General features: G+C 27.3%; 12 protein-coding genes. 3 read left to right on the top strand and 9 right to left on the bottom strand.

The genetic code is table 11. The features are described 5' to 3' along the window. Positions 1 to 88 precede the first annotated feature (88 nt). Both H9660_RS08290 and tsaD read right to left on the bottom strand, forming a co-directional pair. Positions 89 to 1,117: an alpha/beta fold hydrolase gene (locus tag H9660_RS08290; RefSeq protein ID WP_191749910.1), complete on the bottom strand. Its 1,029-nt coding sequence runs from the start codon at positions 1,115 to 1,117 to the stop codon at positions 89 to 91. A gap of 21 nt (positions 1,118 to 1,138) precedes the next feature. Then, positions 1,139 to 2,149, bottom strand: coding sequence for a tRNA (adenosine(37)-N6)-threonylcarbamoyltransferase complex transferase subunit TsaD (tsaD, locus tag H9660_RS08285; RefSeq protein WP_191749909.1), 1,011 nt, complete (start codon positions 2,147 to 2,149; stop codon positions 1,139 to 1,141). A gap of 253 nt (positions 2,150 to 2,402) precedes the next feature. Here tsaD and H9660_RS08280 point away from each other — a divergent pair, with 253 nt between their 5' ends. After that, the gene (locus tag H9660_RS08280; protein ID WP_191749908.1) at positions 2,403 to 3,029 is read left to right on the top strand and encodes a RusA family crossover junction endodeoxyribonuclease; all 627 of its coding nucleotides are present in this window, start codon (positions 2,403 to 2,405) and stop codon (positions 3,027 to 3,029) included. A 14-nt stretch (positions 3,030 to 3,043) separates the two neighbouring features. Then, positions 3,044 to 3,622, top strand: a complete 579-nt coding sequence (locus H9660_RS08275; RefSeq protein ID WP_191749907.1) for a GDSL-type esterase/lipase family protein — start codon at positions 3,044 to 3,046, stop codon at positions 3,620 to 3,622. A gap of 50 nt (positions 3,623 to 3,672) precedes the next feature. On the opposite strand, the gene H9660_RS08270 is transcribed toward H9660_RS08275, so the two are convergent. Further along, on the bottom strand, positions 3,673 to 4,626 hold the full coding sequence (locus tag H9660_RS08270; protein WP_191749906.1) for an NAD(P)/FAD-dependent oxidoreductase: 954 nt from the start codon (positions 4,624 to 4,626) through the stop codon (positions 3,673 to 3,675). A gap of 170 nt (positions 4,627 to 4,796) precedes the next feature. On the opposite strand from H9660_RS08270, the gene H9660_RS08265 reads away from it, so the two are divergent. Then, a complete protein-coding gene (locus tag H9660_RS08265) occupies positions 4,797 to 6,662 on the top strand; it encodes an LTA synthase family protein (protein WP_191749905.1) in 1,866 nt (621 codons plus the stop codon). 143 nt (positions 6,663 to 6,805) lie between these two features. Here H9660_RS08265 and H9660_RS08260 read toward each other — a convergent pair whose 3' ends face one another. From H9660_RS08260 to H9660_RS08235, 6 genes are all read right to left on the bottom strand, one after another. Beyond that, positions 6,806 to 8,149 carry a metallopeptidase TldD-related protein gene (locus H9660_RS08260; RefSeq protein ID WP_191749904.1) on the bottom strand — a complete coding sequence of 448 codons (1,344 nt, stop codon included), beginning with the start codon at positions 8,147 to 8,149 and terminating at the stop codon, positions 6,806 to 6,808. Between the two features lie 13 nt (positions 8,150 to 8,162). Continuing rightward, positions 8,163 to 9,542: a TldD/PmbA family protein gene (locus H9660_RS08255; protein ID WP_191749903.1), complete on the bottom strand. Its 1,380-nt coding sequence runs from the start codon at positions 9,540 to 9,542 to the stop codon at positions 8,163 to 8,165. Between the two features lie 3 nt (positions 9,543 to 9,545). Next, complete coding sequence (locus H9660_RS08250; protein ID WP_191749902.1) at positions 9,546 to 11,027, bottom strand: hypothetical protein; 1,482 nt, start codon at positions 11,025 to 11,027, stop codon at positions 9,546 to 9,548. A 1-nt stretch (position 11,028) separates the two neighbouring features. Beyond that, positions 11,029 to 12,432 carry a sensor histidine kinase gene (locus H9660_RS08245; protein ID WP_341479583.1) on the bottom strand — a complete coding sequence of 468 codons (1,404 nt, stop codon included), beginning with the start codon at positions 12,430 to 12,432 and terminating at the stop codon, positions 11,029 to 11,031. Next, entirely contained in the window at positions 12,414 to 13,094 is a 681-nt protein-coding gene (locus H9660_RS08240; protein ID WP_191749901.1) for a response regulator transcription factor, read from the bottom strand. The genes H9660_RS08245 and H9660_RS08240 overlap by 19 nt, the downstream gene beginning before the upstream one ends. Positions 13,095 to 13,230: 136 nt before the next feature. After that, positions 13,231 to 14,160 carry a polysaccharide deacetylase family protein gene (locus tag H9660_RS08235; RefSeq protein WP_191749900.1) on the bottom strand — a complete coding sequence of 310 codons (930 nt, stop codon included), beginning with the start codon at positions 14,158 to 14,160 and terminating at the stop codon, positions 13,231 to 13,233. Positions 14,161 to 14,411: the final 251 nt, after the last annotated feature.

The raw sequence follows: 14,411 nt of genomic DNA, 5'->3' as shown, positions 1-14,411 counted from the left end.
GAAATCCTCCTAACTATTAATAATTCCTTACTATAATTATTAATATAACCCTTCTTTGTTACAATTATATGACAATCATCCAATAATTTTAACTTGTTTTATTTTTCTTTTGGAGTCTTTCTATTTCGTTTGCTTGTTTCATAACTTGTCTTATTCCTGTTATTACAGTATCAGGCTCATACATAGCTATTATATTATTTTCATATTTGATATTATAAACTTTAGTTAAATTTTCATCTCCTAAATTTGCCAAAACTTCTTGACCTGGTTTGGCTATTAAATAATATGGCTTTCCACTAAAAATACCTTCTTCTTGGCTAGTATTATTTCCAGAAGTTATATTTTTGTACTCATTATTAACAGCTTGATTATAACTAAATTTTGTTCTATGTACTTTAAATTCTTCAAGTTCTCTTTCATCTAACATGTTTTCAAACTCATCAGTATTTAAACTTAAATTCATTTTATCAAGTAAAGTTGTAAATCCAACTTGAGAGCCTAATTTTTCAATACTAGATCTTATTTTTTTTAAAATTAAACTCTTTTTAAAATTATCTGTATTAATTTCATCTTCTACTAAAGGATTAACTAAAACTATACCTGCTACTAAATCTGGATAAGCTTTTGCAAATTCAGTTAAAACCAAACTTCCATATTCCTCTCCTACTAAAATATATGGAGATGGAACAGCTGCTTTTTTCAATAATGCTCTTAAATCTTCTGCTTGTTCCTTTGGACTTCTAGATTGTCCACCATCACTAAATCCATATCCTCTTCTATTATATGTAAATGTCACTACATCGTCATACTCTGACACTAATTTATCTGTAATTATACTCCACTGATTTAAGTTAGTTCCTATATTTCCATCGAAAACTACTGTATATTTTCCTTCTCCATCTGTTACATAATCTAATCTTTTATCTTCTACCCTTGCATAATCCACTCTTTCTTTTAAAGTTTCTTTTGCTATAAAATTACTTACTCTCTGATATATAAACCCTATAAATAAAATAACTACTATACTCAAAATTATATTTTTAGCTATATCCTTAGGCTTTAACTCTTTTTTCATGTTTACCTTACGAACCCCATTTGAATGTGGTAAAAGTTTCAATCTCCCCATCCCCCTTACAAACTATAATTTTAAGTTTGGCTTAGCATTTATATTTAAAGGAGCTTCTAATCCTCTTATAAAGTTAAAGTAAGCTGCGCTTCCAATCATTGCAGCATTATCTGTACATAATATTTGTGATGGAAATAACACTTCTATGCCTTCCTTAGATGCAGCATTTATTAAAGCTTCTCTTAATGCAGAATTAGATGCTACTCCCCCTGCTATTGCTATCTTATCTACATTTTTTCTTTTACAAGTTTTTAAAACATTTTGCTTTAATACTTCTATAACTGCTTTCTGGAAAGATGCTGCAACATCAGCCTTATTTACTTCTATATTTTGCATTTTACATTTATTTAAATAATTTAAAACTGCTGATTTAACTCCACTAAATGAAAAATCTAATGTATCATCATGGAAGTTTGCCTTTGGAAACTCAATAGCATTTTCATTTCCTTCCTTTGCAAGCTTATCTATTTTAGGACCTCCTGGATATCCAAGGCCTAAAGCTCTAGCAACCTTATCATACGCTTCTCCTGCAGCATCATCTCTTGTTTGGCCTATAACATCATATTCACCATAGTTTTTAACATGTACTATAAATGTATGACCACCAGATACTACTAAAGATACAAAAGGTGGTTTTAAATCCTTGTGTTCTATATAATTTGCACATATATGTCCTTCTATATGGTTTACTCCAACTAAAGGCTTCTTTAATGAATATGATAATCCCTTAGCATATTGTAATCCTACTAATAATGCACCAACTAATCCTGGTCCATAAGTAACTCCTATTGCATCTATATCATCTAATTTTACATTTGCCTTATCTAAAGCTTCTAATACTACTCCATTAATAGCTTCTATATGCATTCTAGATGCTACCTCAGGAACTACTCCACCATACTCCTTATGAGTTTCTATTTGTGATGCTATAATATTTGATAGTACTTCTCTACCATCTTTTACTACTGCTGCTGAAGTTTCATCACAGCTTGATTCTATTGATAAAATTAATTTACTTTCCATATTTTTAACCTCGTAGCTTAATCTTTCTATTTCTTTATAACATTGTGAAACTAATCTAATTATTGTATATTAAAGATGTATATATAATTTGAGTTTATAAATTATATATCTTAATTTATTTGATTTTTACAATATCCTATATATTTCTTTTGTTTCATTGTTTATTATATAATGAATAAAAAAATTATTCATTATTTTTTATTAGAATTAATGGATTTTTAAGGATATATTAATTTTTGAAGGAGTTTTATTAATGAATACATATGCTAAAGTAGTTGTACCGGGATCACCTATTACAAAATCTAATTTTAAGTTACATAACAAAGATGGTAGGGCTATTTTACCTAGCAATACTGGAACCTCTAATGATAGGTATGCTATCTATGAAGAAAAAATAGCTTATTATGCTAGATTACAAAATCCAGGTGTTATTCTTGAAGAATCTTTAATTGCAATATTAAAAGTTTATTATAAAAGTGAAAAAAGACATCCTGATACTGCAAACATAACTAAAAGTATTTTTGATGGTATAGAGAAAAGTGGCCTTATTGTTAATGATGCCCAAATAACTAGAATAATTACAGAAGAGTTCTATGATAAAGAAAATCCTCGCTTTGAGCTTGAATTTTTTGGTGAAAGTAAATATAAGATTTCATATTCTGTAGAAGAAAAAATTGAGCCTAGTGAGAAAAAGCTTTATACAAGTCTTAGAAAATCTCCTGCTAGTAAATTACTTAAAACTACTAAAGATAAAAAAGAAGAAAATACCAATTCTTCAACCTGTGAGTTTTGTAATAAGAAAGTTAAAGAAGACAATTTAATAAAAGGTAATGGTGGAAAAACACTAATATGCAGAAATTGCTTTAATAAATTATTTTAGAGGATGTGATTTAATTGAATAATAATTTTGTTCTTATAGGTGATAGTTTAACCTTCGGATATGGAGTAAGTAAAAGTAACTCCTGGGTTGAAGGTTTAAAAAATTATATCATATCTAAAAATATAAATTATACTATCTTTAATAAGGGTATAAATGGTAATACAACTACAGATATGCTAAATAGATTTACAGAAGATGTTATAAACTTAAATCCTAATAAAATTTTTATAATGGGTGGAACTAATGATTTATTATCTAATCGCCAAGTAAGTTCAATTGTAGATAATATTGAATTGATGATAAAAGAATCCTTATCTAAAACAAATGATATAATTATAGGAATACCTCCTAGAATTATAAAAGAAGATGCTAAAAGATTATTTATGCCCTCATTAACTTATGATTATTGCGAGAAAAATCTTGAGAATCTTAAAGTAGCTTTAATAAATCTTTGTAACAATTATAATGTAAAGTTTATAGACTTCTATTCTCTTACATTAAATAATAATATTTATATAGATGGAATTCATTTTAATAATGAAGGTCATAAAATTTTCTTAGAGGAATTTATAAGAAAAATATTCCCTAATTAAAATAAATATCATATTGCTAAACTTAATATTTAGCAATATGATATTTTTATTTAATAAAAATACTTCTTTAAATAATTTGAAACTATTTCTCCTGTTTTAAATCCATCTTCACCACTTTTAAATATTTCTGTATCTTTAGTTAAAACTGTTCCGCAAGCAAAAATCCCTTTCGCAGAAGTTTCATTGTTATTTACTAAAATTTCCTTTTTATCATTTAAATAAATATTAGCTTTTTTAATAAAATTAACTTCTGGAAAATGTCCTACAGTTAAAATTAAAGAATCACAATCAATTTTAGTTATAGTACCATCTTTATTATTCTCAATATCTATACTTCCAATTCTTTCATTTCCATTTATATCAACAACTCTACTATTCTTTATTATATTAATATCAAAACCGCTAATAAAATCTTTTCCTTTTTCATCTAGGAAACCTTTATTAGAGCCATCTATTATAGCCTTTACCTTAGCACCTTCAACTAATAGCCTTCTTGCTAGTATTAAGGACCAATTATTTTTACCTAGTATAACAACTTCCTTCCCAGGTAAATATCCTTGAAAGTTAACTAATTTATGTGCAGAAACCAAAGTATATATACCAGTATACTTATGAATTGGTATATTTATATTACCTGTGAATTTTTCTCTACAACCAGATGCTATTATTATAGCTTTCCCTTTAATATCTTGGATTCCATCAATAGGATTAACATAAGTAACTACTTTACTTGTAGTTAGCTCTAACACTTCTGTATCAAGCTTATATTCTCCACCTTGAGCTTTAAATTCTCTAATTAATTCACTTGCTAGTTCTGGTCCTGTAACTTCTTCTCCTAAGTAATATTCCCCAAATCCACCATGAATAAATAAATTTAAGTTTCCACCTAAATCACTATCTCTTTCTAATATTAAAACCTTTTTAATTCCATTTTGAAGGGCTGAAACCCCAGCTGATAATCCTGCTGCTCCCCCTCCAATTATTATTAAATCATATTGAAGCATATATAACCTCCGTTAATGTTAACTAAAACATATATATTGTATCATAAAAATTTAATAAATTCTTGTTTGCTTTATAAAATTCTCTATACTATAATTTAATTGTTTCAATATTTAAAGAAAGGAAATATAATGCCCTTTTAAAATTAAGTGCGTTATATACGGTGAAATGTATGTTGGACAAGTTTTTAAATAGACTAAAAGAAAAATTACATAATATAACTAGCTTTGATGGTGTAATGCGAGCTGTGTTATTCTTAATTCCATTTATCGCTATAGTACTGAAATGTATTATGTTCCAAGGTTATGTTGTTAATAAAGATCCATACAGCTTTAACTTTTCTCTTGGCCTTGATTCAGCAAAACCTTTTATAAATTATTATTATGCTTTTATATTAGTGATTCTTAGCTTTTCACTATTATTTAAAGGTAAAGGAAGAGTTATTTATTTATTTATAATTGACATAATAGCTACGGCATTAATACTTTTAGATTTAGGATACTTTAGAGGTTTCTTAACTATGCCATCAGCATTATTATTAACTCAAACAGCTAACCTTGATAATATGGGAGGAACAATATCATCAATGTTTAGCTCTACAGATTTTCTATTAATAATAGATTTTATAATTTTAGGTTTATTTGTATTCTTTACTAGAAAATCTTATTCAAAAGTGAAAAGAAGAGCTCCTATAAGCTTCTTATTAATATTTATATCGAGCATAGTATTTTTAGCTTATGTTCCTTTTAATTTACATATTTTAAAAAATGAAGATGTCAAAAATGGTTATATTTTTTCAAATTATGATCCAACAAATACAGCTAGATATTTTTCTCCAATAGGATATCATATATTCGATATCTACAATGTTTATAAAGATTCTATGCCTTATGAACTTACAGAGGAAGATACTACTAAAATAAATGAATTTTTTGAGCAAAAGGAAAACTTACCTGATAATGAATATGCAGGAATGCTAGAAGGAAAAAATCTTTTAGTTATTCAAGTTGAATCATTAGAAAGCTTTATTATTGATAAGGAAGTTAATGGACAAAAAATAACACCAGTTTTAAATGAATTAGTAAATACAGGCCTTTACTTCCCTAATATTTATGAACAAGTAAATGAAGGTACAAGTTCCGATTCAGATTTAATGATAAATACATCAATGTTTCCATTAAGAAGGGGTAGTACTTTCTTTAGATACCCATCAGCTAAATATAATTCTTTACCTAATCTTTTAGAGGAAATGAATTATGATACTATTGCTATTCATCCTGATAAAGGATCCTTCTGGAACTATGTTAATGGTCTTAAAGGAATAGGATTTAATAAATTTGTTGATTATTATTCCTTTGATGTTGATGAAGAAATAGGTCTTGGAATATCTGATGAAAGTTATTTTAGACAAGTAGTTCCTATGCTTAAAGAATTACAAGAACCTTTTTATGCATTTACTGTAACATTAACAAGTCATGGACCTTTCGATTTACCAGAAGAAAAAAGAGTTCTAAACTTAGAGGATGAATTGGATAAAAATGAACTAGGTGGTTACTTTGAAAGTATAAAATACACAGATACTCAAATTGGTAAATTCCTTGAGCAGTTAGATGCAGAAGGTTTATTAGATAATACTGTAGTTGTAATAGAAGGAGATCATACAGGTGTTCATAAATACTACAATAGCTCAATTGAAAAATTATCTAATAAAGAAGATTGGTACTTAGATAATGGTAATCATACAATACCATTTATTATTTGGTCAAAAGATATGGCTCAAAGCAAGACTTTTGAAACAATAGGTGGACAAGTAGATATTATGCCAACACTTTTATACCTTATGGGAGTAGATAATGACAAATATTTAAATACTGCTTTAGGAAGAAACTTATTAAATACAAATAAATCCTTTGCTGTTCTTACTAACCTTGATGTTGTAGGTGAAAATCTTACAGATGAAGAAAAAGAATTATATAAAAGTATTGTAGAACTTTCAGATAAAATGATAAGAGCAGATAATGCTATTTTAAAGAGATAAACATTATATTTCTTGTTCAGTCGCATATGCTCCAAGTCACTGTCATACAATGTTTATCTCTTTGCAAACTGAAGGAAATTATAAAAGAAAAAGAAGAAATTCAACATTACGTGAATTTCTTCTTTTTTATATTTAAGTTTAAACTATTTTCCTGCTATACTTAAGCCTTCAACTCTTATTGATGGGCTTCCTACACTACTCATTGGGAATTTTAAGTCAGATCCAACTTCTACAATATTTTTTAATAAATCAAAGAAGTTTCCAGCTACTGTTATTTGTTCCACAGGGAAATCTTTCTTACCATCTTTAATATAAAAACCTTTTGTTGCTAAAGAAAAATCTCCTGTTATAGAATTTGCCCCAGAGTGAAGTCCTGCAAATTCAGTAATTAATAATCCTTCCCCTACCTCTTCTAATAATTCATCAAAGGATTTACTTCCTTTTTGAATATAAAAGTTTGTTGGAGAAACTCCTACTGAAGAAGCATATGAAGCTTTAAATCCATTTCCTGTTGATTTTGTATTTCCTTTATATGCTGTTTTTAAATTATGAAGTAATGTGATTAACTTTCCTTCGTGGATTATATTCTTCTTTTTAGTAGCTACCCCTTCATCATCAAAAGATACTGATCCTAATCCATCTTCTAAATGTGGATCATCTAATAGTGTTACTTTATTACTTGCTATTATTTCGCCCTCTTTATCTTTTAGTAAGCTTAATCCCTTTTGAGCTGCATCCCCACTAAATACTCCAGCAAATGTTGATAATAATGATACCATAGCTTCGTTATTTATTATAGTTTTATACTTACCAGAAGGAATTGATTTACCACCTATTCTTGATATAGCTTCATTTATTCCATCTTCAGCTAATTTCTTAGGATTTACTTCATCTAAAGATTTTGCAATTGCATATCCCATACCATCATGCATATTTTCTCCCTCTTTTATAATCGGAACTACATATGCACTTAGTAAGTTAGATTTATTTTCTAAATTTAATCCCTTAGAATTAATAATTCCATATTTAGATTTATTGTATCCTATTCCACAACCTCCAAAGCTAGAAACTCTAGAATCTAATTCTTTAGATTCCTTTTCCATACTTAATGCTAACTCTATAAGTTTATCTGCTGGAATGTTTTCTAAATCCTTATAATAAGAATTTACTTCTACATAATCTTTATCACCTTCATAAATAAACTGAACATCATCATTTTCAATTGCTAATGCACTTTGCTTAGAATTTCTAACTAACATTTTTATAGCATCTTCATCTAATATTTCAGTATATGAATAACCTATTTTTCCATTTATTTTTCCTCTAAAGGATAATCCATAAGATGTAGTTAAATTATATTTTTCTACCTCTTCATTATAAACATTTATACTTAAACTTTCTCTATCTACATAATAAACTTCATATTCATCAAATCCATTTAACTTAGCTTCTTCAAATAACTTATTTATAAATTCTTTTAATTCCACTTTTCTTCCCCCCTTATCTTCCACCTACTGTAATTTCTTTTACTCTTATCATAGGCTGACCTACGTTAGTTGGAATACTTCCTGATATAGAACCACACATTCCTTGTCCTTGTTCTAAATTTTTTCCAACCATATCTATATTCATTAATACTTCGCTACCTTTACCTATAAGACTTGCTCCTCTTACAGGCTCTTGTATTTCACCATTTCTTACTATATATCCTTCAGATACTGCAAAGTTAAATTCTCCTGTTACTGGGTTTACTGAACCACCACCCATTTTCTTTGCATATAATCCATCTGAAATTGACTTTATTATTTCTGCCTCATCATCATTTCCTGCTGCAATATAAGTGTTCGTCATTCTTGATGTAGGAGCATATTTATAATTTTGTCTTCTTGAGCTTCCTGTTGCTTCCATGCCCATTCTTCTACCATTTAATTTATCTATTAAGTATCCTTTTAATATTCCATTTTCAATTAATACATTTTTTCTAGTTTTATTACCTTCATCATCTATATTTAATGAACCCCAAGCATTAGGAATAGTTCCATCATCTATAGCTGTAACCTTTGTTGATGCTATTTGCTTTCCTAGCATATTAGTAAATACTGAATTTCCCTTTGCAACAGCAGTAGCTTCTAATGAATGGCCACAAGCCTCATGGAAAATAACTCCTCCAAATCCATTATCAATAGCAACTGGCATTTTTCCTGCTGGGCAAGTCTTTGCATGTAACATTGTATGAGCTACTCTTGATGCTTCTCTTCCATAATATTCAGGATCTATATCATCAAATAATTCAAATCCCTTATGAGCTCCTGGTCCCTCAAAACCTGTTTGATTTTCACCATTAGCTGATGCAACAGAACTTATTGATAATCTTGTTCTAATTCTTCTATCTTCAGTTAGTAAACCTTCAGTATTAGCTATTAATATATTTTGTTCCTTATCTAAATATCCAACAGATACTTGAGAAATTTCATCATGATATTCCTTTGCTGCTTTATATCCTCTCTTCATTACTTCAATTTTCTTATCTATTGAAATTGAAGATGGAACATATATAATCTTATTATTATTAAATACTTCTCTTCTATTTAGAACTATACTTATATCCTCTTTTAATTCTCCAAGAGCTAACGCAGCTTTTTCTGCTGTATCTAATAAAGAAGCTAAGCTAGTATTATTAGTGTAAGCATATACACTTTTAAATCCTTTAAAAATTCTAATTCCTATACCATGAGTTCTTCCGGATATAGAATTTTCAACCTTTCCATTTAAAATACCTATAGAAGTATCTATAGTATCTTCTTCAAATATTTCTGCAAAATCTCCACCAGTTATTAGACATCTAGCTAAAACGCTAGATAATATATCTTTTTTCAACATAATCTAATCCTCCTCCATATTTATTTCTATACCATCTTTAAAAGCTTTTGACCATGTATCAACGTAAGAGCCACTTGACCACTCTGACATGATAACTTTCTCATCTTGATTTAAATTTATATAACATAATGGGCTACCTTTTATATTTCTATCTTCCATTTCATAAATTAAAAGTTTATTATCAAATATTATAAGTGCAATCCTTCCTGTAGGAGATGTATAAGCATCATCTATAAAAGGAAATCTCCCCTTTAAATTCTTCCATGGAATTAATAATCTATCATAATTTAATATTTTCTTACTTGGACTTATAGATATTTTATAGTCAATATTTTCTTCATTACCATCATTTTTAAGTATTGATCCTATTAATGTCCACTTTCCTTCAACTCTTCTTAGGGTAAAATTAGTAAAATCAACTATATTAATAGATTTTTCTGCATTTTCCTTTGTTAAATTTTCAAAGGCCTCATTAAAATCTCTTTCATACTTTTCATTTACTTCATTTGAGTATATTTCTTCTATACTTAACCCATGCTTAGAATTTATATTATCAATAGGAATTGTCTGATATATAGAGAATTCATTACTAAATTCATTTCCCTCATATTTTTCTATTGATATGTAGTCATTTGAAATAAAATTAATATTTTTATATATACTTACATTCGAATCTTCTACTATATATGAATCTAATTTACCATCAATAGGTCTAGATAGAAAATATTCAATATGCTTGTCATTCTTCTCTTCAACCAGTTTCTCAATTGTCCATATTCCATTTAATCTTGGAAAAATAATATTATCCTTTTGAATTACTGTTTGAATTTCATTATCTTTAAAGGATATCCAAAGTGTCCTATAAGTCTCATTTGTGTATGTCCCATCTTCATTTTTTGTTCTAGGTGTCTTTAAAGCAAGCATGACTCCAACATCGCTATTATAATCTTCAACTAAAACTTCTGCTTCAAATTTACTATTAGCCATATCAACTTCTGTTGGATTTATATCTTCTTTAGATAACTTTAATAATATTCCAGAATAAAATAAATATCCACTATTCTCATCTAATACTATAAATTCACCAATTAACTTATTGGAATCAATTAAGGATATTACATCTACTGTTTCTTTAGATTCAACTATATCACTTATTTTTAAATTTAATTCGTATGATAAAACATATTCATCTTTTACTACCTTAAGCTTAAAACTAGGATTGCTATATATATTATTAAAAATTGAAATCTTAGTATTAGATATGCTAATTATAGTGTTCTTAAGAGACAATGTTTCTTCTTTATTTTCTATTTTATCATCTAAGATATTTATATCATCTATTTTCCAAGTACCTCTTATACTTAAATTTTCATTATCTGGAGCTTTTATTGATTGAGTATCTTTTCCATTTACTTTACTACAACCTATAGATAATGTAAATATAAAAATAACCATTACGAATACTATTCTTTTTATAATATTCATATTATTCCTCCTCTATTAACGGAATAATAATCTCTACTTTTGTACCTATTCCGAGCTTACTATAAATATTAAATTCTCCATTATGAAGCTTTATTATTTCATCACATATTGATAAGCCTATTCCATTTTTAGAATTAGAATTTTTACCTTTAAAAAACTTTTCTTTTACTCTTGGTAAATCTTCCTCAGATATTCCACAACCATTATCTTCTATTATAAACTTGATATTTTTATCTAAGATAAATGTTTCAAACTTGATATTTCCTCCAGCTTCAGTAAACTTTAAAGAATTATCTATTAAATTTATAAAAACTTGTTTTAATCTATTACTATCTATACTTATATTTACATCATCCTTTGTAATAAATTCTAAATTAATACCCTCCTTTTTAGCTCTTGGTGCCATAAATGATTCTATATGCTTTAGAAAATCTCCAATATTAATTTTTTTCAACTCTAATCGTACATTCTCGTTTATTAATCTTGAAAAATCTAAAAGTTCTTCTACCATTAATGAAAGCCTATCTGTCTCTTTTTCTATAATATCAAAACCTAGTTTTAAGGTTTCTTTATCTGTTTCATCATTATTTAGAGTTATAGTCCATCCTTTAATAGCTGTTAGTGGAGTTCTTAATTCATGAGAAACTTGAGAAATAAATTCATTTTTTAATTGTTCTCTTCTTGATATTTCATTAGCCATAAAATTTAATGTATTTGATAATTGACCTATTTCATTTTTACTATCTATTTTACTTCTAACACTTAAATTTCCACTTCCCATTTTTTCAGCTACTTTGTTTAAATATTTAATTGGATTTATTATACTGTTTGCTAATATTATGCTTAATGTAACTCCTATTAATAGTACGCCAATTGATATGCTAACAAATATAATCATTATATTCGTTATAATTCCATCTATTTCCTCTAATGATGTTATAAATCTCATTATTCCTATTATTTCACCATCAATTTCTAGTGGATATGATACAGCCATAACCTTTTTATCGTAATAATTTACTTTTCCTACCCACCTTGAAACTTCTCCTTTTAATGCTTTACTTACATCTGGCGCATTTATAAGTTTCTCATCCTTTATACCTATTGAATCCATAAGCAAGCTACCATCTACATCAAATATTTCTACTTGTGCATTATTTTCATTCCAAAATGCATCTACATTATCATAAACATTTTCAATTAATTCTTGCGAAGAAAAATATTTATTATAAAAATTCATAGATACTTCTATTCTACTTTTCAATATATTTTCCATATTATCATAATAATACTTTCTAATAAAAACCATTAATAATATATTTAATACCACTACTGTTGAGAAAATTATTATTACAATTCCTCTTAACAATTGATTTCTTATACTTTTTAATCCCTTGCTTTCCACCTATAACCTATCCCCCATACAGTTTCAATATAATCAGGCCTTGAAGGTTTATCTTCAATTTTAGCTCTCAATCTTCTTATATTTACATCAATAATTTTTGCATCTCCAAAATAATTTTCTCCCCATACTAAATCTAGAAGTTCATCTCTAGTAAAAGCTTTATTGGGATTTTCTAAGAATATTTTCATAAGTAAATATTCTTTTGGAGTAACATCTATTTCTATATTATTTTTCAAAACTTTTTGTGAATATAAATCTATTATAAAAGGTCCTAGCTCTAGCTTTTCCTTTTCATCTTCTCCTAATCTTCTAAGTAATGCTTTAACTCTTAAAACTACTTCTATAGGATTAAAAGGCTTAATTATGTAATCATCTGCTCCATACTCTAATCCCATAATCTTATCCATATCCTGCCCTTTTGCTGTAAGCATTACAATTCCCATTTCAGGATAATCATTTCTTAATTTACTACATACCATAAATCCATCTATCCCTGGTAACATAACATCTAAGATTGCTATTTTAGGTCTCTCTTTTTTAGCTAATTCTATACCTTCTTCTCCACTGGATGCTTCTATAACATTAAAATTATTTCTTTGTAAATTTATTTTTAAGAATCCCCTTATGCTTTCTTCATCTTCTACTAATAAAATTTTATTCATTAACTCACCTCTTAACTAAGTTTTATATTATGTCTAATTAAATTATACCCTAAATATAGAAATAAGAAGCTAAATTTACCATAAAAAGTAACTATTTAGTTTATATTTTTTCTAATATATTAAATTTAACATCTTACTATTTTAATGTTCTAAATTCAAATCCTTGAGATTTTAAATAATCTATTGCACTTTGTAAATATTCCACAGTTCCCTTTTTATTATCTGTATCATGCATAAGTATTATTGCAATATCTTTATCTCCAACAGTTTCTTTTAAATTCTCTAATAGTACATCCTTAGGAAAATCTATTCCCTCAGCATCTCCATTTAATGCATTCCAATCTACTTGCCATATTCCCATCTCATTTAGTACATTATCTAACGCTTCTGTCCCCTTCCAACTAGAATGTCCTCCTGGTAACCTAATTAATCTTGTTGAAAAATCTTTTCCTAAAACCTCTTTTAAAAGCATATCATTCTTTTGAAAATCTTCTATAACTGCTTTTACATCAACAATTCTATTTGGATAAAGCTTAGAATAATTATGCGAGTATCCATGACTTCCAATAGCATGTCCTTCTTTTGCTATTCTCTTTAATATTTCAGATGAATTATTATTATTTTCTATAGATGAACCTAACACAAAAAATGTTGCCTTAATATTATTCTTTTTTAATATATCTAATATCTTATCAGTACTATGTTTTGATGGTCCATCATCAAAAGTTAAATAAGCTATTTTTCTATTATCTTCTCGATAAAAGTTCCATTTATACATAGTCTTAGGTAAAATATCAGAGACATCATCTGCATTTATATCATCTTCTAATCTAATGTATCCTGAATTTTCTACGGTAGATATATCTTCTTCTATTTTTTCATTTATTTCTTTATTATTACTAGTTAAAACTTCTACTTTTTTATAGGCTTCTCCATTACATTTATTTAATCTATCAAAAAATTGAAATATAATGGTCATACTTACTATAATTGATATAATAAATATTATAGATTTTCTTATCATTCTTATTTTTTTAATTCTTCTTTTTACTTCTTTTGCTATCATCTTAATGCCTCATTTCCTAACTACTTATCTTTAATAAAATTATATAAAATCTATATTTATTAATCTTTACAATAAGTTAAAAAATGGTTACGAAATAATTACATCATTCAAAGCAAAAAAAGAACTTTATAACAATAGATAATTTATCTACTCTTATAAAGTTCCCTAAAATATAAATGGCTCCGTGGAGAGGATTCGAACCTCCAACCTATCGGTTAACAGCCGAGTGCTCCACCATTGAGCTACCACGG

This window comes from Clostridium gallinarum (assembly GCF_014836325.1).
In the GTDB taxonomy this organism is placed as follows: domain Bacteria; phylum Bacillota; class Clostridia; order Clostridiales; family Clostridiaceae; genus Clostridium; species Clostridium gallinarum.
Note: the sequence above shows the minus strand (reverse complement) of the source record. Positions and strands in the feature narration are given on the sequence as shown.